General features: G+C 61.8%; 19 protein-coding genes. 8 read left to right on the forward strand and 11 right to left on the reverse strand.

Features of this window, described 5'->3' with window-relative positions; genetic code table 11:
* Nucleotides 1-82: 82 nt before the first annotated feature.
* Entirely contained in the window at nt 83-2,164 is a 2,082-nt protein-coding gene (locus IPK70_00370; GenBank protein ID MBK8225610.1) for a peptidylprolyl isomerase, read from the forward strand.
* A 141-nt stretch (nt 2,165-2,305) separates the two neighbouring features.
* Here IPK70_00370 and IPK70_00375 read toward each other — a convergent pair whose 3' ends face one another.
* The gene (locus IPK70_00375; protein ID MBK8225611.1) at nt 2,306-2,683 is read right to left on the reverse strand and encodes a helix-turn-helix transcriptional regulator; all 378 of its coding nucleotides are present in this window, start codon (nt 2,681-2,683) and stop codon (nt 2,306-2,308) included.
* A 425-nt stretch (nt 2,684-3,108) separates the two neighbouring features.
* Here IPK70_00375 and IPK70_00380 point away from each other — a divergent pair, with 425 nt between their 5' ends.
* Nucleotides 3,109-3,795, forward strand: coding sequence for a hypothetical protein (locus tag IPK70_00380; GenBank protein MBK8225612.1), 687 nt, complete (start codon nt 3,109-3,111; stop codon nt 3,793-3,795).
* 341 nt (nt 3,796-4,136) lie between these two features.
* On the opposite strand, the gene IPK70_00385 is transcribed toward IPK70_00380, so the two are convergent.
* Both IPK70_00385 and IPK70_00390 read right to left on the reverse strand, forming a co-directional pair.
* Entirely contained in the window at nt 4,137-5,027 is an 891-nt protein-coding gene (locus tag IPK70_00385) for an HIRAN domain-containing protein (GenBank protein ID MBK8225613.1), read from the reverse strand.
* Between the two features lie 181 nt (nt 5,028-5,208).
* The gene (locus IPK70_00390) at nt 5,209-5,652 is read right to left on the reverse strand and encodes a hypothetical protein (protein MBK8225614.1); all 444 of its coding nucleotides are present in this window, start codon (nt 5,650-5,652) and stop codon (nt 5,209-5,211) included.
* Between the two features lie 195 nt (nt 5,653-5,847).
* On the opposite strand from IPK70_00390, the gene IPK70_00395 reads away from it, so the two are divergent.
* Nucleotides 5,848-7,470 (forward strand): restriction endonuclease, encoded by a 1,623-nt coding sequence (locus IPK70_00395; protein ID MBK8225615.1) that lies wholly within the window; start codon nt 5,848-5,850, stop codon nt 7,468-7,470.
* Nucleotides 7,471-7,632: 162 nt separating this feature from the next.
* Nucleotides 7,633-7,929: a hypothetical protein gene (locus IPK70_00400; GenBank protein ID MBK8225616.1), complete on the forward strand. Its 297-nt coding sequence runs from the start codon at nt 7,633-7,635 to the stop codon at nt 7,927-7,929.
* Here IPK70_00400 and IPK70_00405 read toward each other — a convergent pair whose 3' ends face one another.
* The 8 genes from IPK70_00405 to IPK70_00440 form a co-directional block, all read right to left on the reverse strand.
* On the reverse strand, nt 7,930-8,619 hold the full coding sequence (locus IPK70_00405; protein MBK8225617.1) for a DUF2924 domain-containing protein: 690 nt from the start codon (nt 8,617-8,619) through the stop codon (nt 7,930-7,932).
* A 256-nt stretch (nt 8,620-8,875) separates the two neighbouring features.
* Nucleotides 8,876-10,198, reverse strand: a complete 1,323-nt coding sequence (gene rodA, locus IPK70_00410; GenBank protein MBK8225618.1) for a rod shape-determining protein RodA — start codon at nt 10,196-10,198, stop codon at nt 8,876-8,878.
* On the reverse strand, nt 10,195-12,048 hold the full coding sequence (gene mrdA, locus IPK70_00415) for a penicillin-binding protein 2 (GenBank protein MBK8225619.1): 1,854 nt from the start codon (nt 12,046-12,048) through the stop codon (nt 10,195-10,197). Before mrdA ends, rodA begins: the two co-directional genes overlap by 4 nt.
* The gene (locus IPK70_00420) at nt 12,045-12,572 is read right to left on the reverse strand and encodes a rod shape-determining protein MreD (protein ID MBK8225620.1); all 528 of its coding nucleotides are present in this window, start codon (nt 12,570-12,572) and stop codon (nt 12,045-12,047) included. The genes mrdA and IPK70_00420 overlap by 4 nt, the downstream gene beginning before the upstream one ends.
* On the reverse strand, nt 12,569-13,399 hold the full coding sequence (gene mreC, locus IPK70_00425) for a rod shape-determining protein MreC (protein MBK8225621.1): 831 nt from the start codon (nt 13,397-13,399) through the stop codon (nt 12,569-12,571). Before mreC ends, IPK70_00420 begins: the two co-directional genes overlap by 4 nt.
* Nucleotides 13,400-13,470: 71 nt before the next feature.
* Nucleotides 13,471-14,496: a rod shape-determining protein gene (locus tag IPK70_00430; GenBank protein MBK8225622.1), complete on the reverse strand. Its 1,026-nt coding sequence runs from the start codon at nt 14,494-14,496 to the stop codon at nt 13,471-13,473.
* 13 nt (nt 14,497-14,509) lie between these two features.
* On the reverse strand, nt 14,510-16,039 hold the full coding sequence (gene purH / locus IPK70_00435) for a bifunctional phosphoribosylaminoimidazolecarboxamide formyltransferase/IMP cyclohydrolase (protein MBK8225623.1): 1,530 nt from the start codon (nt 16,037-16,039) through the stop codon (nt 14,510-14,512).
* A 120-nt stretch (nt 16,040-16,159) separates the two neighbouring features.
* The gene (locus IPK70_00440) at nt 16,160-16,885 is read right to left on the reverse strand and encodes a hypothetical protein (protein MBK8225624.1); all 726 of its coding nucleotides are present in this window, start codon (nt 16,883-16,885) and stop codon (nt 16,160-16,162) included.
* Between the two features lie 70 nt (nt 16,886-16,955).
* Here IPK70_00440 and IPK70_00445 point away from each other — a divergent pair, with 70 nt between their 5' ends.
* The 4 genes from IPK70_00445 to IPK70_00460 all read left to right on the forward strand — a co-directional run bounded on the left by IPK70_00445 (nt 16,956) and on the right by IPK70_00460 (nt 21,709).
* Nucleotides 16,956-17,411, forward strand: coding sequence for a DedA family protein (locus IPK70_00445; protein ID MBK8225625.1), 456 nt, complete (start codon nt 16,956-16,958; stop codon nt 17,409-17,411).
* 106 nt (nt 17,412-17,517) lie between these two features.
* Entirely contained in the window at nt 17,518-19,152 is a 1,635-nt protein-coding gene (locus IPK70_00450; protein ID MBK8225626.1) for a biotin carboxylase, read from the forward strand.
* 97 nt (nt 19,153-19,249) lie between these two features.
* Complete coding sequence (locus IPK70_00455; protein ID MBK8225627.1) at nt 19,250-20,242, forward strand: hypothetical protein; 993 nt, start codon at nt 19,250-19,252, stop codon at nt 20,240-20,242.
* 18 nt (nt 20,243-20,260) lie between these two features.
* The gene (locus IPK70_00460; protein ID MBK8225628.1) at nt 20,261-21,709 is read left to right on the forward strand and encodes an aldehyde dehydrogenase family protein; all 1,449 of its coding nucleotides are present in this window, start codon (nt 20,261-20,263) and stop codon (nt 21,707-21,709) included.
* The last annotated feature ends 1 nt before the right edge of the window (nt 21,710 follow it).

Here is a 21,710-nt window from a genome sequence, read left to right on the forward strand (position 1 = left end):
ACCTCCTGATCGCCAGCCTCTTGCGCACGCCCATTCCGTACACATTGCCCGCCTATATTCGCAGCCCCAATTCCAGCAGATAATGGCAGTCATCGGCAAGATCCGCGAGCGCAGCGGCCTTTTGATCGTTCTCGTGGGCGGCGCATTGGCCCTCTTCATCCTCGATGCCCTCCTCTCGAACCGCGGTGGTCCGAGCGGCCGTGGCGATGAGCCCGTGGGTGAGATCGGCGGGCAGGAGATCAAGCTCGCTGACTTCGATCGGCGCGTGAGCGACGAGGTGGAAAGCTACCGCAACGAGTTCGGCCAACCCGCCAATGCACAGGTGAGCGAACAGGTGCGCGGCACAGTGTGGAACGAGATCGTGAAGGCCCGCGTGCTCCTCAATCAGGTGGAAGCGGCAGGCTTCACCATCACCAAGCCTGAGTACGACGACGTGCGCTTCGGCGACAACGTGGCGCCCGAGTTCCGCGGCCAGTTCAATGGCCCCGATGGCCAGCCCGACAAGACCCGCTTGCGCGAATACTTCAATGGCATCCAGCTGAACGCGCCGGTGTACCACGAGATCCAGAGCCGCCGGATCCAGGAGAACCGCCTCTACGCCAAATACAACACCTTGGTGAAGAAGAGCGTGTTCGTGAACAGCGCGCAGGCCCGCGATGAGTTCAATGCGAAGAACACCAAGGCCACATTCAGCTTCGTGGCCAAGCGCTACGACAGCGAGCCCGACAGCCTCTATCCCGTGAGCGACAGCGACCTGCGGAGCTATTACAACGAGCACAAGAACGAGCCGAAGCACAAGCAGAAGGCCGCGCGCACCTTCGATTACGTGCTCTTCCCCGTGCAGCCCAGCGATGCCGATCGCGAGGCCATCGCCGGCAACCTGGCCGCCCTGCGCAATTCCTTCGAGCAGGCCGAGGACGACAGCCTCTTCGTGGTGGGCAACGCCGATTCGCGCAGCTACAGCAAGGTGCCTTACACCGAAGGCAGCATCGAGAAGCTGAATGATTCGCTGATCGTGAACGGCGCGGTGGGCACCGTGGTGGGCCCCTTCCTGGAGGGAACCACCTACAAGCTGGTGAAGGTGAAGGAACTGGCCGACGTGCCCGAAGCTCGCGTGCGCCACATCCTGCTCAGCACGCAGAAGGGCAAGGACGAAGCGGAGCAGAAGCAGCGCGCGGACAGCCTGCTCGCCGTGGTGAAGCGCGACAAGAGCAAGTTCGAGGCGATGGTGACCAAGTTCAGCGACGACCCCGGCAGCGTGAGCAACGGCGGCGTGTACGAGTGGTTCGGCAAGGAGCAGATGGTGCCCGAGTTCACCGCTGCGAGCTTCGACCAGAAGGTGGGCGCCACCACCATCTGCAAGACCAGCTACGGCTTCCACATCGTGGAAGTGCTTGGCCAACGCAGCCGCCAGGAGCGCCGCATCATCACGGTGGACCGTGCGGTGAAGCCGAGCCCGGCCACCTTCAAGGAAGTGTACAAGAAGGCCAACGAATTCAGCCTGCGGAACAAGACCGCCGAGGCGCTGAAGACCGCTGCCGAAGAGCAGGGCCTGCAGGTGACGAACGTGCCCGACTTCCGTGCCGACAGCCGCTATGTGCAGGGGATCGACCAGCCGGGCAGCGTGATCGGTTGGGTGAACCGTGCGGAGGTGGGCCAGGTGAGCGATCCGAAGGACGCTGGCGACAACTACGTGGTGGCGGCGCTGCTGAAGGTGAAAGAAGAGGGCGTGCCTGAACTTGAGGATGTGCGCGAAGCCTTCACGAAGGAGGCGGCCAAACAGAAGAAGGCCGAGGCCTGGCTCGAGAAGATGAAAGGCAAGACCGACCTGAACGCATTGGCCGGCGAGCTCGGCGTGAGCGTGCAGGATGCCACGGACATGGCGCTGAACAGCTTCAGCATCCCCGGCGGCTATGCGGAGTATGAGGTGATCGGGAAGGTCTTCGGCTTGCAGGCCGAACAGGTGAGCGTGCCGCTGCACGGCGAGACAGCGGTGTTCGTGGCGCGCATGAATAGCCGCACCGAGGCCCCCGCCGAGGGCGACATTGCCGGGGAGAAGGGCAGCCTGCTGGGCCGCCTGCAGAGCCGCGCGGAGAGCGCGGTGCTGAACGCGCTGCGCGAAGCCGCCGGCGTGAAGGATAACCGGCACTTGCATTACAACTAGGCGCGGAAACGCCCAATGGAGAGCGCCGGCCATGCCGGCGCTCTTTCGTTACAGGCTATCGAGGCCGTTGTGCGTGCAGGGCGAAACGGTACAGGCTGAATGGTGAGCGGTTCGGTGGCCGCGCAGCGGAATGGCAGTGGGCTACTGGCCTTCGGGCGATGGGGAAGGCGGCTGGTAGCGGTCCTTCAGCTCTGAGGTAAGGCTGATGATGGCTTCGGGCGATAGGGTGCTGATGAGGCGCTGCAAGTCGTTGTTCTCGAGCGGCCCTTTGCGGAGCGGGAGGAGCACATCGTTGGATGGATTGATGCCCCGGCCATGCGGCTTGTAGCAGAAAAGATCGTGCGGCAGGACATGGAGAGCACGGCATAGCTTTTCAAGGTGATCGAAGCGGATGCCCTTACACGTGCCGTTGACGATGTTGTGGGCGACGTGGTGGGTGAAGCCATTCTTGACCAAAAAGGCGTACGGTTTGGCAATTCCCTTCAGCTTAGCGATTCGTTCGACATCGAGGGTGATCATTTGATGACGGTTTTTGAGGTATTGCGATAGACTGTTCGAAAAACCCGATGCGGGGTTGGGATTCTGGGACGTTCTGATCCGGAAAACCGATCAACTCTTGCTGAAGCGGGATGCTCGCATTCCAAAACCTCAATGTCACATTCCAAAACTTCAATCTCGCATTCCAAAACCTCAATGTCTTGTCGGAGAATTTGAATGAAGGGTTCCGAAATTGAAAGGTGGCATCGCTGAATATCCATAACGGGCGTTCCGGACGGGGACGCGCGGTAAGTGAGTGAAATGCGTGCGTTGAATGGAGCACGTGATGCGAATACATGGTTCATGCGAATATGGCGAAAAATGAAATCGATTGCCTACTTGTTTGGCGGTGCGAACGCTGATGCGGCGCTCCGGTGGATGCCGGAAAACCATAACACCACCATGCGATGAGAAAGGATCTTGAGGATCGATTCACGATGTTCTATGCGACCCAGACCGCTGTTGATGCGCACAACGCTGCTTGGGCGGCGCTGTTGCCCTTTGCGAATGCGGTGACCGCATTCAAGGACAAGATCGTTGCGATCGAAGCGGAGATCGCGAAGCAGACCACGGACCTTGAAGGCTATGCCCTGGATAAGGGGGAGAAGAAGGAGAAGATGATCCGGAAGGGTCTGGAGGTCGCGAACAAGGTGTATGCCTTCGCGGTGGATGATGGCAACACCGTGCTGCGTGAGAAGATGGATGTGAGCTACAGCGACCTTGCTGCACCGCGCGATGCGGTGATCGCGCAGAAATGCCAAGTGATACACGATGAGGCGAACGCCGTGGCAGCGAGCATCGTGGCGTACGGTGTGGCGGCGGGCGACCTGACGGACCTGCAGACGCTGATCGATGACTACGAGGCGGTAATCAGTGCGCCACGCACGGCGATCACGGTACGGAAGGGAGCGACGGAGGCGATTGAGGCGCTGATCAAGGAGGGAACGACGATCCTGACGACTCGGATGGATAAGCTGATGAGCGAGTTCGAGCTGACGAAGCCGGATTTCTATCAGGAGTACTTCGATGCGCGGATCGTGGTGAACACGGGGGCGAAGGGCGGGGATGAGCCGCCGGTGCCGCCAGAGCCGTAGGGCGCTGCGGAGTGAGCGGCGCATGCTGAATGAGATCGCTTCGCTCCGCTCGCGATGACCGAGCCGCTAGTGAAGAGCCCTGCCGTAGACGGTGGGGCTTTTTGCTGGGGAGCGGTGAACACGGTGGACACCGTGGGGAAGAATGCAATGGAGAGGAATGCACGGGAATGGAGGGTGGACACAGGTGGACACGGTGGGATGGGTGAGACTGCGGGTCTTCGCAGAGCCTCGCTTGGAGTGACGGAGGGCGGGTGGCAATCGCGGTGCGAAGCTCACGAGATCGCTTCGCTGCGCTCGCGATGACCGGTTGGCCAACTATTTTGGGTGAGGGCGGTTGAGGGCTAGGCGATCCAATGCTCCCGGCACTCGATGCGCTGGACGGTGCCGACAGAATCGAAGATGACGTCCCATTCGCCGCCATCGCCCACGTGGCCGCCAGCATACTCGAAGCGGATGCGGAAGTGATCGTGGCCGAGGATGCGCAGCGAAAGCGATTCGCCGTGCTGGCCAATTCTGTTGGTGCGCGGGACGATGCCTTCCTCGGCCACATCGCGCATGAACGACTGGACGCAGATGGGCGGATCGGGGAGATCGAGCACCGCGTGCATGAACAACCGGAAACGCTGCAAGCTGAGCAGCTCGAGGACCTTGCCGTTCTTAAGCAGGGTCTCCTTCTTGGGCGAGGGCTTATCGTAGGGGTCGGGTTGGGCGGTTGGAGGCTTATCGCCATCGTACTCCGGCCTGCGCTTGAAACCGGCATCGGGGCGATCCATGTAGTGAGTGATGTAGGCATCGAAGGAGGGATGGCGGGGCACGAGGAGATCGACGGCGATGAAGCATTGCTCCCAGGGCTCGGCCTTGGGCTGGGTGTACACCACATGGCATTGGAGCAGGAGGCCGTGATCGAGCATGTATGCGAGGCTGACGTTCTCGAACATGGGGAGGTAGCCGAGCTTGTGGCCTTCCCAATAGACGGCGACGGCGTTGTCGTCGTGCTCGTTGTCGTACTCGCGGACGAGGTCGAGGGTGTCCTCGTCTTTGATGCGCTTGATGAGCTTGGGGCCTTGGTGGAACTGGAAGCCGCGGATGTAGGTGTCGTAGATGAAGATGAGGTGGCAATCGGTGGTCCAAGCCAAGCGGTCCTGCTCGGCCTTGGGCAGGAGCTCGAGTGGCGGCAGGGTGAGCAGGGCAGCGTTGCCCAGCATGCTCTTGAGGAAGGTGAGGCGGTCCATGGGTGAAAGATGGGTTGAATGCCTTTTCCACCTTTTGCTTCGCCAAAAGGTGGAGCCAAAAGGCGACCACGATCAAAGCGCCGGGCCGGTCTTCACGGGCCCGCAGCACAGGCCTGCCGACCGGTCGGCGCCGCGCTGATCGTGGACACCCGCGCGCGCAGCCTGCCGCGAGCTGCTGCCGCTAATCGACTGCAGTAACATCCAAGGTCACCTGCTCTTCTGGAGTCATTTCGATTCCTTGAAGTGTGATGAGCATGTGCCAATAGTGAATCTGATGCAGGTAAGGCCCGGATCCAGTTCGCAAATCGACGAGGTAGCGGAGATTCAAGAAAGGGTGCAGCATGTCATTCCGAGCATGCCCGAGAAGGCGGACATCCTCCTTTTTACGGTATAGCTGCTTCTCGTGCACATCGTAGGCTGCCGCTTCAACAACGATCACCGCATTGCGCAATCTTCTTACGGCATCAGGTGCAATCGAGGTAAGGATAACCCGGTGCAACAACAAGCCAACGGTAGATACTGCGCTGCAATGGACGGCCTCCGGCTCTATGAATCGGACTGTCTGCATTTGGTTGGGCTGCAGCTCACCTACGTCTGTCTTGTTTCTGTACTCCAACTCTTTCATGGCTCTGTGGTGTTTGCTCGGCATGACGAATTCGCCGTCATACCGCATCGAACAAGTTAGGAGTGCGGCACTCGCACGGCCCTCAGATATCAACACAATCTGAAAAGTTCTTGCCATGCACTATTCACAACGAAAGGCTTACACGAGACCCAAGGTTCGTGAATCTACGAAGTGGCGCCCGGCTACATTCGCTGCATGCCGACCTTGTATTACGGAGACAACTTAGGCGTGATGCGCGAGCACCTGAAGGATGCGAGCGTGGACTTGATCTACCTGGACCCCCCATTCAATAGCAAGCGGGATTACAATGTGCTGTTCAAGAGCCCGAAGGGTGAAGCAGCGGAAGCGCAGATCACGGCCTTTGAGGATACGTGGCATTGGAACATGCAGGCCGAACGGGAGTTCGAGCAACTGATGCACCAGCCGAACACCGATGTGGCCGAGCTGATGCGCGCGCTGCGCAGTTTCTTGGGTGAGAACGATATGATGGCCTACCTGACCGCGATGGCCATTCGCTTACTGGAGATGCACCGCGTGCTGAAGGACACGGGTAGCTTGTACTTGCACTGCGATCCTGCCGCAAGTCATTATCTTAAGATTGTTCTCGACGCTGTCTTCGGCCCAGAACATTATGGAAGCGAAGTGGTCTGGAAGAGAACTAGTGCTCACAGCAGTGCGAAGCGCTGGGGGCCGATACACGACGTGATCTTCTTCTATCGGAAGAGCGATGACGCTGTGTGGAACTCAGTGTTTGTGCCATACGACGAGGAGTACTTTGACACTTTCTTCGATCAAGTAGACGCCGACGGGCGAAGATGGAAACGAACGGATCTAACTGGTGCTGGTGTACGCCGAGGTGAGACTGGAAAGGTTTGGCGGGGCATTGACATCACTGCGAAAGGCCGACATTGGGCTGTTCCTCCTAGCGTTCTCGACGACTTGGATAAGAAAGGGCGCATTCATTGGCCGAAGAAGGAGGATGGAATGCCCCGTCTGAAACAGTATCCTGAGGATTTGAAAGGTGTGCCAATTCAGGACATCATTTCGGACATCCGACCAATGCACAACCTGTCAGACGAACGCTTGGGCTACCCTACCCAAAAACCTCTTGCCCTCCTTGAGCGCATCATACAAGCCAGCAGCAACGAAGGTGATGTGGTACTGGACCCGTTCTGCGGGTGCGGGACGGCGGTGCATGCGGCGCAAAAGTTGAAGCGGGATTGGATCGGGATAGACATTACGCACCTGGCGGTGAGCTTGATCGAGAAGCGGATGAAGGATGCCTTCGGCGAAAGCTTGAAGTTTGAGGTAATAGGGACACCCAAGGACCTGGAGGCTGCGCGTGACCTGGCCCTACGCAACCGCTACCAGTTCCAATGGTGGGCGACGAGCCTTGTGAGCGCGCAGCCCTACCAAGCGAAGAAGAAAGGCGCTGACAGCGGGATTGATGGCGTGAAGTACTTCCACGATGCGGATGAGGCCGGCCCGAAGAAGATATTGGTGAGCGTGAAGAGCGGCAAACTGAAGGCGGACGATGTGCGGGCCTTCAACCATGTGCGGGAACGGGAGAAGGCGGAGATCGGGCTGTTCATCACCCTGAGCAAGCCCACCAGCGGCATGGTGGGCGATGCGGCGGCGGCGGGGTTCTACACCTACGCGGACCGGAGCGAGCGGAAGGTGCCGAGGATGCAGATCCTGACGATCGAGGACCTGCTGAACGGGAAGGTGCGTGCGGAGCACCCGGACCAGCGGCCGGATGTGAACTTCAAGAAGGCGAAAAGGGAAGAGGGGAAGAAGGGGCAGGAAAAGTTGTTCTGACCAGAGCGATGTCGATAAAACGATTCCTGCGATCCATCGGCACATTGTGCCCATTCACGGGGTGAATTCTGGGACGTATCGCGGAACGCTTTCGCTAGTGCTCAATGAGGCGAAACCGGTCCTTCGCGCGCTGCGCTACAAGGTTCAAACCGGCGCACAGCGATGTCCAAACAGAAGTCCTCCAGGGTATCCAAGGATCAACTGAGCATCTTCTTCGACCAAGATCCAAAACCGCAACTAATGGTCGATGCCAGCGCAGGTACAGTTCTGGCCAATGACCGCACTGAAGTAGTCCAGCCAGCTACTTCTGTTTGGGGAATGAACCGATTCGACTTCAAATGGGCCGTACTCAACGCGAGTCCGCGAGCCTTCCGGCGACATCTGGTGCTACTTGTCCTTGGTTTGTTATCCACGCTGGTCGGCGCAATCAGTTCGTTGTGGCACCTGAATAGCGAGTAATCAAGAATGGAAGTGCCCAATCCCGACCCACTCCTTCTCTGCATTACGCACTCGCCAGAAGCGCCTACCATTGGTAGCGCGCTTGGTGATGGACATACCGGCTGCGGATAGTGATGTGTAGCGCTTGTCGCCGATGCGTACGGTACCATCCTGGCTGAGGGTGGCGCGGTATTCCTTGCCTTTATAGAGTGCGCGCAGGAAGATGGCACCATTGGCGCCGTGGCCTCGAAGTGAGCCGGTCTTGCGCAACACGCTTCGTTTGGGCTTGGCGGGCTTGGCCTCTTTGCCCAGCATTCCCCCGATGATGCGCTCCTGTTCCAGCCATAGGCGGCGCTCTAATTCGCCCTTGTGGTCGGTAGAGCCTTTGAGCTTACCGGACACCCGGTTCCCCGTAGGCTTGATAATGCGGAGCATCAACGTTTCCAGCTCGCGCATGTGCCCCTCGCCATTGGTGAGGTAGACACTGAAGTGGTCCCAGCTGTCCTTATGACGGTCGTTGAGGTGCCGCTTGAGCCTGCCTTTGAGATCGCGCGCGAGGCCGACGTAGTAGAGTTTCCCGTCCGCATAGAGCGCGTAGATACCATTGCGACCACCAACGGAGTCGGTGATCTCCTTGTGGAACCTTTTGAAGATCTCCCGGGAGATGTACTCCAAGTGACCGACGACCAAGTGCTTGCTGTGCGCGTGCATCCCCACAATGTTAAGCGGTGGTCGGGAGACCAATGGGCACTGTGGCCATTCGGCAAGCCCCACCGTAACCGATTCGCGACAATTCAGACAGAAACTCACGAGAACTTGAGAGTGCGTCTGAAGAATTGAGAAAGAGGCGCGTGAAATCTGAGCAGCGGAGTTCATGAATGCGGGGTGGACACGGTGGACACGGTTGTGGAGCGACCGATGGGAAATGGACAGGGTGGCCTGAGGGTGAGGCCCGCAGCGGAGGGGACTACCTCAACTGGCTCAGCCGCTCCGCATCGAGCCGCACCAAGGTGCCCAGCAGCAGCGTGAAGCCGATCATGCTGCTGCCGCCGTAGCTGAAGAAGGGCAGCGGGATGCCGATGACGGGCGCGAGGCCGATGGTCATGCCCACGTTGATCATGAGGTGGAGGAAGAAGATGCTGGCGACGCAGTAGGCGTAGATGCGGGTGAAGCGGGAGCGCTGGCGATCGCTGATCTGGATGATGCGCAGGATGAGGACGGTGAGCAGGATGACGACGGTGGCGGTGCCAAGGAAGCCCCACTCCTCGCCCACGGTGCAGAAGATGAAATCGGTGCTCTGCATGGGCACGTACTTGAATTTGGTGAGGGTGCCCTCGAGGTAGCCCTTGCCACTGAAGCCGCCGCTGCCGATGGCGGTCTGGCTCTGCTTGACGTTGTAGCCAAGGCCCTGGGGGTCCTCCATCTGGCCGAGCATGACGAGGATGCGGTCGCGCTGGTGCTGGGCCAGGACCTTCTCGAAGGCGTAATCGACGCTGCCGATGAAGGCGGCTGAGGCCAGGACGCCGATGACGATGTAGGTGTAGAGCCTGCGGCGCAGGCGCTTGGCCACCATGTTGCGCACCATGAGCCAGCCGATGCCCGCGATGAAGGCGATGACCAGCATGAGGAATTGCGGGCCGGTGAGCACGCGATCGGTGAAGGGCAGGTCGAAGCTGCTCTCTTTGAGGATGAGTGAGAGGATGGAGAGGAAGGCCGCGAGGATGGCGAGCAGCAGCACGTTGCCGGAAAGGCCTTCGCGGTAGAGCACGAGGATGAAGGCGCCGGAGACGAGGGCGGTGCCGGTATCGGGCTGCAGCATGATGAGCGCGACGGGCGCGAGGATGATGAGGGCGCTGATGACGCGCGAGCGCAGGTCGATGAGGGCCTTGAGGCCGCTGAGGTAGCGCGTGAGGGCGAGCGCGGTGGCGTACTTGGCGAACTCGGCCGGCTGGATGCCGAAGCTGCCCACGCCGAACCAGGCCTTGGCGCCGTTGACCTCTTTGCCGATGACGAGCACCAGGGCGAGGAGCAGCAGCACGAAGGCGTAGATGCCATTGGCCCAATCGCGGAAGATGTGGCCGCGCACGAGCAGGATGGCCGCGCCGAGGGTGAGGCTGATGCCCATCCACACGGCTTGCTTGCCGTATTCCTTGCTCTGATCGAAGATGCTGGCGTGGTCGGGGTCGTAGGCGGCGCTGTAGATGTTGGCCCAGCCCATGAAGAGCAGGGCGAGGTACATCCCCAAAAGGGGCCGATCGAGGTTGGCGGCGACGTTCTCCCGGGCGCTCATCGGCGGCGTGGCTTCTTGGGCTTCTTGCGGAAGAACTTCTCCTGCGCGATGAGGTCCGCGTCGAGCATGCGTTGCATCACCTCGGGCCGCGTGATGGTATCGGTGAGGTACTGCTCGATCAACAGGCTCGCGATCGGTGCCGCCCAGGTGCCGCCGAAGCCGCTGTTCTCCACATACACCGCCATGGCGATCTGCGGATCCTCCATGGGCGCGAAGCAGATGAAGACCGCATGGTCCTGCCCGTGGGGATTCTCGGCGGTGCCGGTCTTGCCGCACACGGTGATGTCCTTGAGCCGTGCGTTCTTCGCCGTGCCGCCGGGCTCATTCACCACGCGCCGCATGCCCTCCTGGATATGGTCGAACCAGTGCGGCGCGGCTTCGACCACGTGCTTCTCGCGGTACTTGGCCTGCAGGCTGTCGGCCTCGCCCACCGCGCGCACCACGTGCGGATCGTAGTACCAGCCCTTGTTGGCGAAGATGGCGGCGAGGTTGGCCATCTGGATGGGCACGGTGAGCACTTCGCCCTGACCGATGCTCGCGCTGTAGATGGTACTGAAGGCCCAGCGCTCCTTGCCGTACTTGCGGTCGTAGTAGGCGGGGCCGGGGATGTTGCCACCCTTGAGCGAAGGGAGGTCGAGCCGCGGCTTGTCGCCAAGTCCGAAGCTGTGCATGCGGCGCTCCCACTCGGCCAGGCCCAAGGCGGCATCGCGGAAGCGGCTCTTCTTGTCGAGCTTGCGCTCTACGATGCGGTCGAAGACGGCGTAGTAGTACGGGTTGCAGGAGAACTGGATGGCCTGCTCGATGTTGGCCGCGGTGGGATGGTTGTGGCAGCCCACCAGGTTCTTGTTGCACGGGAAGCTGCTGTTCACGGAGATCACGCCCTCATCGAGCGCGATGAGCGATTGCACGATCTTGAAGATGCTGCCCGGCGGGTATTGCGCCTGCAGGGCGCGATCGAAGAGCGGCTTGATGGAATCGCGCTGCAAGGCGGCGTAGTTGGCGTTGCGCACGCGGCCCACGAGCAGCTCCGGGTCGTAGGCCGGGCTGCTCACCAGGCAGAGCACCTCGCCGGTCTTCGGGTCGAGCGCCACGATGCTGCCCTTCTTGTGCTGCATGAGCTGCTCCCCCAGCCGCTGCATATCGGCATCGATCCCGGTGTAGAGGTCCTTGCCCTCGATGGCGAGCGTATCGTAGCGCCCCTCCTTGAAGCTGCCCTTGATGTTGTTGTGGACATCGACGAGCACGTAGCGCACGCCGCGCCGGCCGCGCAGCTCCACTTCGTAGTACTGCTCCAGCCCTCCCACGCCGATGACGTCGCCGGGCTTGTAGTAGGGGTCGGCTGCGACCTTGGCGGGGCTCACCTCGCTGAGGTAGCCGAGCATGTGCCCGCCCACGCGCGGTGGGTAAGTGCGCAGGGTGCGGCTCTGGCCGTAGAAGCCGGGGTAGCTGTGCAGGTGCACGCTGATGGCCGCGAACTGCTGCGCGGTGATCTGCTTCTCGATCACGCTCGGCTTGTACAGCGAATACGTGCGCGCCTCGGCGATCCGCTGCTTGAGGTCGGGCAGCGGCACGCTGATCAGCGCTGCGAAGGCCGCGGTATCGAAGGCTTTCACCTCACGCGGCACCATCATCAGGTCGTACACCGGCGTGTTGGCCACGAGGAGCTTCCCGTTGCGGTCGTAGATGAAGCCGCGCGCGGGGTAGTCGGTGATCTTGCGCTCGGCCATGCTCGCTGCGCTGGCCTTCCATCTGTCATCGACCACTTGGATCCAGAAGAGGCGGAGCAGGAAGATGAAGGCGATTGCGATCACCCCTGCGATGAGCACGTATTTGCGCCCCTCGAAGTTCATGCGCGCTTGCGTTCGGCGGTGCGCGAGGTGAGCAGCTGCGCCAGCAGGCAGAGGCCCAAGGTGAATGCCGCGCTGAGCACTGCGCGCAGCAGGGTGCCGAAGAAGGCGTCGAAGCGGTGCAGCTCCACGAAGAAGAGCCACAAGTGATGCACGGCGATGAGCACGCCCGCGTTGGTGGCGAACCACGCGAGGCCCATGCTGGGCACCGTGGGGTGCATGCCGAACTCATAGCCGTCGCGGGGAGCCATGAGCCGCAGCAGGTGCTTGCGCACGAACATGAGCACCACGGAGGCGCTCATGTGCATGCCGGGCGTGCTGGCGAAGATGTCCATGACCAGGCCGGTGGCCGCGCCGATGAGCAAGCCTGCCCATGCCGGCAATTCGAAGGGCAGCATGATGAGGAAGAGCACGTAGAGGTAGGGCACCATCCAGCCATGGGCCAGGTCCACCTGATCAAGCAGCAGCACCTGCAGCAGGAGCAGCAGCACGAAGCGGCCAAGGTTCGCGGCGATGCCCTGGATCATGGCTCGTCCTGGCGTTGGATGAGTGAATCGCGCTCGGCACGGTGGATGTCGTGCACCACGTACACGTAGCCGCTGCGGCTCAGGTCCTCGAAGAGCCGCACGATCACGGCTTGATCCGGCCTTCCCGGTGGACTGCTGACCTCGGCCACCACGCCCACGGGCACATCGGTGGGGAACACGCCATCGCCGCCCATGGTCACCACGGTATCGCCAACGGCCACGCGCACGTGCTTGGGGATATCGACCATCGATGCCGTGGCGGGGTCATTCGTATCCCAATACAAGAGCCCGAAGTTGCCCGATCGCTTGAGCTTCACGCTGGTCTTCACCAAGGGGTTGAGCACGCTGATCACCGATGCGAACCGCTCGCTGGCATCGTGCACCACACCCACGATGCCATCGGGGCCGATCACGCCCATGCCGGGCAGCACGCCGTTCGATGTCCCCTTGTCGAGGGTGATGTAGTTGCGCTGCTTGTGATAGGTGGCGCTCACCACCTTGGCCGATGCGAATCGGTAGAGCCGCTCCGTGAGGCTATCCGCGCCGGCGGGGGCACCGATCGCCTTCGCGCTGTCCGCCAGGCCGAAGCGGTTGCGCCATTGCGTGTTCTCAGCGACCAGGCGCTCGTTCACGGCACGCAGGCTGGTGTACTCGGTGACCTGGCGCTGCCAGTCGAAGAGGGTCCCTGCCAAGGCGTTGCTGCTGTTGATGGCCACCGCCCGATGATGCATGCTCCCGGAATAGAGCAGGCCCATGGCGAGGATCATCAGGGCGATGAACAACAAGGTATCGCGGACGCGGAGGAGGAATCGGAAGAGGTCGCGCATGGTGCTTTTGCATGTCCGCCCGCCCGCGCCGGCCTATGTCGGCATGGGCGCGACGTGTCACGCCCCTACCGTCATTCCCGCATCAGGAATTGGAAGCGGTCGATGTTCTTCAGCGCGATGCCGGTGCCGCGTGCCACGGCGCGAAGGGGGTCATCCGCCACGTGCACCGGCAATTTGGTCTTGATGCTGATGCGCTTGTCGAGCCCGCGCAGCAATGCGCCGCCGCCGGCTAGGTAGATGCCGGTCTTGTAGATGTCGGCGCTCAATTCGGGCGGCGTGGCCTCCAAGGCGCTGAGGATGGCCTCTTCGATCTTGCTGATGCTCTTGTCGAGCGCCTGCGCGATCTCGCTATAGGTGACGGTGATCTCCTTGGGGATGCCCGTCATGAGGTCGCGGCCGCGCACGGCGTAATCGGGCGGGGGATTATCCAGCTCGGTAAGCGCGGCGCCGACTTCGATCTTGATGGTCTCGGCGGTGCGCTCGCCCACCAGGATGTTGTGCTGGCGGCGCATGTATTCTTCGATGTCCTGGGTGAACTCGTCGCCGGCCACCCGGATGTTCTTGTCGCACACGATGCCGCCGAGTGCGATCACGGCGATCTCGCTGGTTCCGCCGCCGATGTCGATGATCATGTTGCCCATGGGTTCCTCCACATCGATGCCGATGCCGATGGCCGCTGCCATGGGCTCATGGATCATGTACACCTCCTTGGCCCCAGCGTGCTCGCTGCTGTCCTTCACAGCGCGCTTCTCCACCTCGGTGATGCCGCTGGGGATGCAAATCACCATGCGCAGGTTGGGCGTGAAGAGTCGGCGGCCGGGGTTGATCATGCGGATCATGCCCTTGATCATCTCTTCGGCGGCCTTGAAGTCGGCGATCACGCCATCGCGCAGCGGACGGATGGTCTTGATGTTCTCGTGGGTCTTGCCGTGCATCTGCTGTGCCTGGCGGCCCACGGCGATCACCTTGCTGGTGGTGCGGTCGATGGCCACGATGCTGGGCTCATCGACCACCACTTTGTCGTTGCTGATGATGAGCGTGTTGGCGGTGCCTAGGTCGATGGCGATCTCCTGGGTGAAGAGGTTTAACCAGCTCATGCGGTGGGGAGGGTCAATGTTTGAAGTGGCGGGTGCCGGTGATGCACATCGCGAGGCCGTTCGCGTTGCAGTAATCGATGCTGTCCTGGTCCCGGATGCTGCCGCCCGGATGGACGACGGCCGTGATGCCCGCCTTGTGCGCGATCTCGACGCAGTCGGGGAAAGGGAAGAAGGCATCGCTGGCCATTACGGCGCCATGGAGGTCGAAGTTGAATTTCTTGGCCTTGGCGATGGCCTGCTCCAGCGCATCCACGCGGCTGGTCTGTCCAGTGCCGCTGGCCAGCAACTGATTCCCTTTCGCGAGCACGATGGCGTTGCTCTTGGTGTGCTTCACCAGCATGGTCGCGAAGACCATGTCGCTCACCTCTTGCGCGCTCGGCGCTTTGGTGGTGGCCGTCTTCATGCTGGCGGCGGAGGGCACCACGGTGTCGGCGTCCTCGGTGAGCACGCCATTCAGCGCAGAGCGCACCTTCGTCTTCGGCAGTGCCGCAGCCCTTCGCTTCAGGATCATGCGGTTCTTCTTCCTCATCAGCACCGCAAGGGCATCGTCATCGAATCCGGGCGCAGCGATGATCTCGAAGAAGATGGCGTCGATGGCTTCCGCCGTGCCCTTGTCGATGCGCGCCGAGGTGATGAGCACGCCGCCGAAGGCGCTCACCGGATCGCCCGCGAGCGCGGCATCCCAGGCCTCCTTCACCGTGGAGCGAACGGCGGCGCCGCATGCGTTGTTGTGCTTCAGGATGGCGAACGGCACGCCTTCGATCGAATCGAGGTCCTGGATCAGCTCCACCGCCGCATCGAGGTCCAGCAGGTTGTTGTAGCTGAGCTCCTTGCCGTTCAGTTGCTCGAACATCCCCGCCAGGTCGCCGTGGAAAGCCCCCTTCTGGTGCGGGTTCTCGCCATAGCGCAGCACCGTGGTCGGCCCGGCGCTCAGGCGGAGATCCCCGATGCCGTCGCTGAACCAGTTGTAGATGGCGCCATCGTAGCGGCTGCTAACGCCGAAGGCTGCGGCCGCGAATGCCCGGCGTTGCGCGAGCGTGGTGCTTCCCTCCTGCTCCTTCAGCAGGCGCAGCAATTCGGCGTAGTGCTGCATGCTAGGCACGATCACCACATCGGCGTGGTTCTTCGCGCCGGCGCGGATCAGGCTGATGCCGCCGATGTCGATCTTCTCGATGATCTCACTCTCGGTTCCGCCCGCCGCCACTGTGGCCTCGAAGGGATAGAGGTCAACGATCACCAGGTCGATGGGCGGTATGGCGTATTCCTCCAATTGCGCCACGTCGCTGTCCAGATCACGGCGGCCGAGGATCCCGCCGAAGACCTTCGGATGCAGGGTCTTCACGCGGCCCCCGAGGATGCTCGGATAGGTGGTGATCTCTTCAACCGGTGTCACCTTCAGGCCCAGGCCTTCGATGAAGCTCTGCGTGCCCCCGGTGCTGTAGAGGTGCACGCCCAGCCGATCGAGTTCACGGACGATGGGTTCGAGCCCATCCTTGTGGAAGACCGAGATGAGCGCGCTCTGGATGCGTTTTTGCCCGTCCAATGGGAGATTCCGAGGGTCTAGGCCCCGTAATGGCCGCAAGTTTACAGCGGCTGCGAAGCCCTCGAAGGAAGCCCCGCGCGGCGGTTATCCGGAGGTTACCAACAACGGTTGATGCCGTGATCAGAAGCGGAGCCCCACCCCGAAGGTCAGGTTCGCCACGCGCGTGCCGCTGCTCAAGGTGCTGTAGTCAACATTGCCGGCCTGGTCCACCACGATGGAACGGGGGTCGACATACCCGACCCTGCCGCCGTTGAGCCGCTCCAGGCGCAGCTCTGCGAAGAAATTCCGCGTGGGCGCGTAGTTGATCCCCGCTGCCCAACCGATGCTGCCGATGAACTCGCTGGCCAGTCGCTCTTCGCTCACAGGGTCGTCGATCCCACGCGCCTCGATCTCCGAACGCGTCACGAAATGGCGCATGCCGGTCATGAGCTCGGCATAAGGGCTCACCTTGCCTTGCAAGGGCTGCAAGCGCAGCAGGCCATGGTAGCCATAGATGCTGCTACGCACCTTCATTTCACCGGTGGTGAGGCCGAGGTCCTCCACGTCAACGGTCACCTCCTGAGCGCGCGACCCCATGCGCTGCCAGCCGAAATCGAAGCCGTAGCTGAAGGGCAAGCGCCGCATGGGCATCGTGAAGTTGGCGCTGAGGCCGGCCATCTGCCTGCCCCAGGCCTCATCGAATTCGCCGATGGGGATGCCGATCTCCAAGCCGCCACTGATCGTGGCTGGCCGATTGTTCCAGCGCGATGCCGGCCGATCGTCCCAGCGTTGCTGATTGCGCTGCGCCGCCAAGTGTTGCGCTGATCCGAGCAGGACCGCGAGCAGCGTGGGGAGCAAGGTTTTCATGTGGAATGGTGATGATGCTTCATCGCCGGGCCAAAGGTTATGCCGAAGGCCCACGGATACCTTGCGCCGCATGGGATTTGAGCTTGGTCCGGAATGGGCAACGGCCGGTTTGGCGGGATTGTTCATGGCCAGCTTCCTGGCGGCCACGGTGCTCCCCTTCAGCTCCGAGCTGGTGCTGCTGGCCATGCTGGCCGGGCCTTGGAGCAGCATCGGTTTATGGGCCGTGGCGAGCGCCGGCAACACGCTCGGCGGCATGAGCAGCTACGGGCTCGGGCGCTTGGGCGACCTCGATCGCATGGCCCGGTGGCTGCGCGCTGATCCCGCCAAAGCGCTTCTCTGGCAGCAGCGAACAGCGCGCTACGGTGCATGGGCGGCCCTGCTCTGCTGGCTGCCGGTGATCGGCGACCCGATCGCCATCGCACTCGGGTTGGGGCGGGCGAGACCTCTGCCCACGGCGGTCCTCATGCTCATCGGCAAGGCGGCGCGTTATGCCGTGGTGATCGCAGCAGCCAAGGGATTAGGTTGAGGCCTTGATCTATTTTGCTGCACGATCGCCTCAAGCTGATCCGTAGATTAGAATTGCCCGGCAACTCCCACCTTTACCCGGACCACGAGCGCAACCAAGCACACGAATGGCAAAGAAGAGTTCCAAGGCCAGGCCCGCTTCCAGGACCGGGGCCCTCACCAAACGGTCTTTCACCGGCTGGGTCGCAGGCCAGGAAGCCACCAAGCGCACCACCAAGGCCCGTCAAGGCGGAAGCGCGCGCAGAACGAAGCCCGCTCCGCCCGCCAATCTCCTCAAGGGCATCAGCGACATCCGCCGCTTCTTCTACCGCAACGAGGTGCCCATCTACTTCATCAGCGCAACCAACTTCAACCTGCTGGGCGCCGACGAATGGATCAAGGGCTTCAAGTTCATCACCTACATCGATTGCTTCGATGGGCTGCATCCGAACCTGATGAGCCCAAAGACCGAGGAGCCGCACGAGGAATTCCAGAGCATCGAGGACATCAATAACTACCTGCTCACGCACAGCGAGGTGCGCGACTACATCGAGAGCCGGCGGATGAGCAACAGGAGCGCTGGCAAGGCCCTCTTCCTCATGTTCGATGAGAAGACCGAGGCGCTCGCGAAGAAGGCCGGGCTCGAGGTGATCTTCCCGCCCGCCAAGCTCCGCAGCTGGCTGGACAACAAGGTGAACACCAACCGCGTGGCCGAGAAGGCCGGCGTGCCCTGCGTGCCCTACGTGCTCAGTCCGGTGAAGCATTATGAGCACTTGCTGTCGGTGGCCCAGAAAGGCAAGCTCGGCAATGACCTCGTGGTGCAGACCCCCTATGGCGACAGCGGCCACACCACCTTCTTCATCAAGACCAAGGCCGACTACGACAAGTACGCGAAGGAGATCGAAGCGGAGAAGGAATGCAAGATCATGAAGCGCATCAACTGCCGGGGCGCGGCCATGGAGGCCTGCGTCACCCGGCATGGCACCATCGTTGCGCCGCTGATGACGGAACTCGTGGGCTTCAAGGAGCTCACCCCATACAAGGGCGGCTGGTGCGGCAACGAGATCTTCAGCGACACCTTCACGCCGGAGATCCGCGCCAAGGCGCGTCGTTATGCGCGCAAGTTCGGCGACCAGCTCCTGAAGGAAGGCTATAAAGGCTACTTCGAGCTCGACTTCCTCATCGACACCGACAACGGCGAGATCTACCTCGGCGAGCTGAACCCGCGCGTGACCGGCGCGAGCTCCATCACCAACCACGCGGTCTTCGCGCTGAGCGATGCGCCGCTGCATCTCTTCCACACGCTGGAATGGATGGACGTGCCGTACGAGCTGAACGTGAATACGCTGAACCGCCGCTGGGCCAAGCCGGAGAACATCGACACCTGGGGACAGATGGTGATCAAGTACACCACCGACGATGTGCAGCGCGTGACCGAAGCCCCCCGCAGCGGCATCTGGCGCATGCGCGAGGATGGCAGCATCTACTTCTGGCGCATGGACACCCACCGCCGGTACGTGGAGAAGGACAACGAGGCCTTCTTCTTGCGCATTACGCGCCCCGGCGACTGGTTCTACGAAGGCGCCGACATGGGCATCCTAGTGATGCGCGGCCGCATGATGACCGATGACTTCCAACTCACCGAACGCAGCAAGAAGTGGCTGGCGGCGATACGCAGGCAGTTCAAGAGCGTGGCGCCGGGGGCATCAGGTGCGAACGGGCACGAGCATCTGCTGGAGATCGGCGGGTTCAAGATGATGTGAGGAAAATGGTGAATCGCGAATGGTCATTGGTGAATGGGCCTGAGCCCGCTATTCGCCATTCACCACCGCCCATTCACCTCGACGAATTGTGAGCTAGATGTACGTCCACCTGAAGTTGGTGAAAGAGCCCTGGCCCAGCGAGCGCTGGCAGACCTTCTTCGACCGCGCGTGGCCATTATTCAGGATCTGGTACGAGAGCGAGGGCCTCGACGCGCGACCGGATCTTGTCACGTGCCGCAGCCTGCTGGAGCTGCACATGCCGGAGCTGATCCCGGTGTACAACACGCTCTGTCGCCTGGCGAAGAACGACGACGTGGCCAGCCGCTTCCTCACCATGTGGTGCCCGCCGCCGTACATGGCCGGCTGCTCACAGGTGGCATGGACCAAGGGATCGCCCACGCTGATCCGCAACTACGACTTCGATCCGCGCTACTTCGATGGGCGACTGCGCTACACCGAGTACGTGAAGCCGGTGATCGGCATCCAGGACAGCGCGTGGGGCTTACTCGACGGCATGAACGCGGACGGCCTTGCGCTCTCGCTCGCTTTCGGTGGCAGGAAGGTGTGGGGCACGGGCTTCGGCATTCCGCTGGTGATCCGCTACGTGCTGGAAACGTGCAGCACCACCGACGAGGCCTGTGAGGTGCTCAAGCGCATCCCCGTCCACATGGGCTACAACGTGACGGTTGTGGACAAGAGCGGCAAATACGCCACGGTGTACATGAACCATGATCGTCCGGCGCAGGTGATCTATCAGGCCGTGGCCTGCAACCACCAGCATCAAGTGGAGTGGGACGAGTACGCGGCCTTCACCCACACCATCGAGCGGAAGCATCATCTGGAGCACAGCATCGCGCAACCCAAGCTCACGCACGCGGCGCTCATCAAGCAGTTTCTCAAGCCCCCCCTGTACAGCCAACAATACCTCCGCGGCTTCGGCACGCTCTATACGGCAGCCTACGACCTGGATAAGGGCCGTGTGCAGATCATATGGCCAGAGAAGCAGGTGGAAGCGAGCTTCAAGAAGTTCGAGGAGCAGGAGGTCCAGGTGGTGCTGCTGAAGCCGGTGGGCAGGTACTTGGCGAAGTGAAGCCGGTACCTTTGGCGCATGCCAAGCGTTGCCACCGACTCCCTTTACACACCGGCGAACCTGATCAACGGCCATCGTTCTTTCGAGGGCGATGGCACCTTCAACACCGTCGTTGACAAGTACCACGGCACCGCGTTGGCCAAGCTGCCGAATGCCACGGAGGCGCAGATGGAAGAGGCGATCGCCGCTGCGTACGCGAGTCGTGAAGCGCTGAAGAGGATGAGCGCCGGTGAGCGCAGCGCAAAGCTCGAAGCGCTGGCTGCGTTGATCGCGAAGCACGAAGAGGAGATCGCGCAGTTGATGGTGAATGAGGCGGGCAAGCCCATCGGTGCGGCTCGCATCGAAGTCGCTCGGACCATCACTACGGTGCGCACGGCCGCTGCTGAGGCATTGCGCTTCTGGGGCGAGGTCACGCCCATGGACTTCGGCGCGGGCGCAGGCAAGACGGCCTTCACCAAGCGTTTCCCCATAGGCGTCATCGCCGCGATCACCCCCTTCAACTTCCCGCTGAACCTGGTGCTGCATAAAGTGGCACCCGCCATGGCCGTGGGTTGTCCGGTGGTGCTCAAGCCTTCGCCGCAATCGCCGCTGTGCTCGCTGGTGCTGGGCAAGTTCATGGAGGAGATCGGCTGGCCGAAGGGCGCGTTCCATGTGCTGATGTGCGGCGTGCCTGTAGCCGAGAAGCTCGTGAAGGACGAACGCGTGGCCATGCTCAGCTTCACCGGCAGTGACAAGGTGGGCTGGCACTTGAAGAACATCTGCGGCAAGAAGAAGCTCGCGCTGGAACTTGGCGGTAATGCAGCGGTGATCATCGACGAAGGCGTTGACCTTGCCGCCGCCGCGAAGACCGTGGCCATCGGCGCGAACGTTTATGCGGGCCAGACCTGCATCAGCACGCAGCGCATCTACGCGGTGAAGAGCGTCTTCGTCCAGTTCCGCGACCTGCTCGTGAAGGAATACGCCGCATTGAAGTCGGGCGACCCGGGCGATGCAAGCGTGACCGTAGGCCCCATCATCGACAAAGGGCACTTCGAGCGCATCGGCTCTTGGGTGGATGAAGCGATGAAGGGCGGCGCACGATTGCTCGCAGGAGGGAAGGCCTCCGACGCTGACCGCAACGTGTATGCCCCCACCTTGCTCACCGGAACCAGGAACAACATGAAGGTGAGCTGCGCTGAGGTCTTCGGGCCGGTGGCCGTGATCGAGGAAGTGGCGGACTTCAGCGCGGCCATTGCGGCCGTGAACGATTCAACCTACGGCCTGCAGGCGGGCGTGTTCACCGACTCGGTGGCCCATATGAAGCTGGCGCACGAAGAGCTGGAGGTGGGCGGCATCATCATCGGCAACGTGCCGGGCTTCCGGATCGACAGCATGCCCTACGGCGGCATCAAGGACAGCGGGCTGGGGCGTGAGGGAGTGAAGTACGCGATGGAGGAGATGAGCGAGCCAAGGTTGCTGGTGTACTAGT

The organism is Flavobacteriales bacterium (genome assembly GCA_016712535.1).
Taxonomy (GTDB): domain Bacteria; phylum Bacteroidota; class Bacteroidia; order Flavobacteriales_F; family PHOS-HE28; genus PHOS-HE28.

Excerpts from the sequence above, each read along its gene's own strand:
- mrdA (MBK8225619.1), bottom strand. The coding sequence starts at position 12,048 with ATGAACTTCGAGGGGCGCAAATACGTGCTCATCGCAGGGGTGATCGCA.
- IPK70_00400 (MBK8225616.1), top strand. The coding sequence starts at position 7,633 with ATGTCCAAACAGAAGTCCTCCAGGGTATCCAAGGATCAACTGAGCATC.
- IPK70_00455 (MBK8225627.1), top strand. The coding sequence starts at position 19,250 with ATGTACGTCCACCTGAAGTTGGTGAAAGAGCCCTGGCCCAGCGAGCGC.
- IPK70_00375 (MBK8225611.1), bottom strand. The coding sequence starts at position 2,683 with ATGATCACCCTCGATGTCGAACGAATCGCTAAGCTGAAGGGAATTGCC.
- IPK70_00370 (MBK8225610.1), top strand. The coding sequence starts at position 83 with ATGGCAGTCATCGGCAAGATCCGCGAGCGCAGCGGCCTTTTGATCGTT.
- IPK70_00385 (MBK8225613.1), bottom strand. The coding sequence starts at position 5,027 with ATGGACCGCCTCACCTTCCTCAAGAGCATGCTGGGCAACGCTGCCCTG.
- IPK70_00420 (MBK8225620.1), bottom strand. The coding sequence starts at position 12,572 with ATGATCCAGGGCATCGCCGCGAACCTTGGCCGCTTCGTGCTGCTGCTC.
- IPK70_00445 (MBK8225625.1), top strand. The coding sequence starts at position 16,956 with ATGGGATTTGAGCTTGGTCCGGAATGGGCAACGGCCGGTTTGGCGGGA.
- rodA (MBK8225618.1), bottom strand. The coding sequence starts at position 10,198 with ATGAGCGCCCGGGAGAACGTCGCCGCCAACCTCGATCGGCCCCTTTTG.
- IPK70_00390 (MBK8225614.1), bottom strand. The coding sequence starts at position 5,652 with ATGAAAGAGTTGGAGTACAGAAACAAGACAGACGTAGGTGAGCTGCAG.
- IPK70_00380 (MBK8225612.1), top strand. The coding sequence starts at position 3,109 with ATGAGAAAGGATCTTGAGGATCGATTCACGATGTTCTATGCGACCCAG.
- IPK70_00460 (MBK8225628.1), top strand. The coding sequence starts at position 20,261 with ATGCCAAGCGTTGCCACCGACTCCCTTTACACACCGGCGAACCTGATC.
- IPK70_00450 (MBK8225626.1), top strand. The coding sequence starts at position 17,518 with ATGGCAAAGAAGAGTTCCAAGGCCAGGCCCGCTTCCAGGACCGGGGCC.
- mreC (MBK8225621.1), bottom strand. The coding sequence starts at position 13,399 with ATGCGCGACCTCTTCCGATTCCTCCTCCGCGTCCGCGATACCTTGTTG.
- IPK70_00430 (MBK8225622.1), bottom strand. The coding sequence starts at position 14,496 with ATGAGCTGGTTAAACCTCTTCACCCAGGAGATCGCCATCGACCTAGGC.
- IPK70_00405 (MBK8225617.1), bottom strand. The coding sequence starts at position 8,619 with ATGCACGCGCACAGCAAGCACTTGGTCGTCGGTCACTTGGAGTACATC.
- IPK70_00395 (MBK8225615.1), top strand. The coding sequence starts at position 5,848 with ATGCCGACCTTGTATTACGGAGACAACTTAGGCGTGATGCGCGAGCAC.
- IPK70_00440 (MBK8225624.1), bottom strand. The coding sequence starts at position 16,885 with ATGAAAACCTTGCTCCCCACGCTGCTCGCGGTCCTGCTCGGATCAGCG.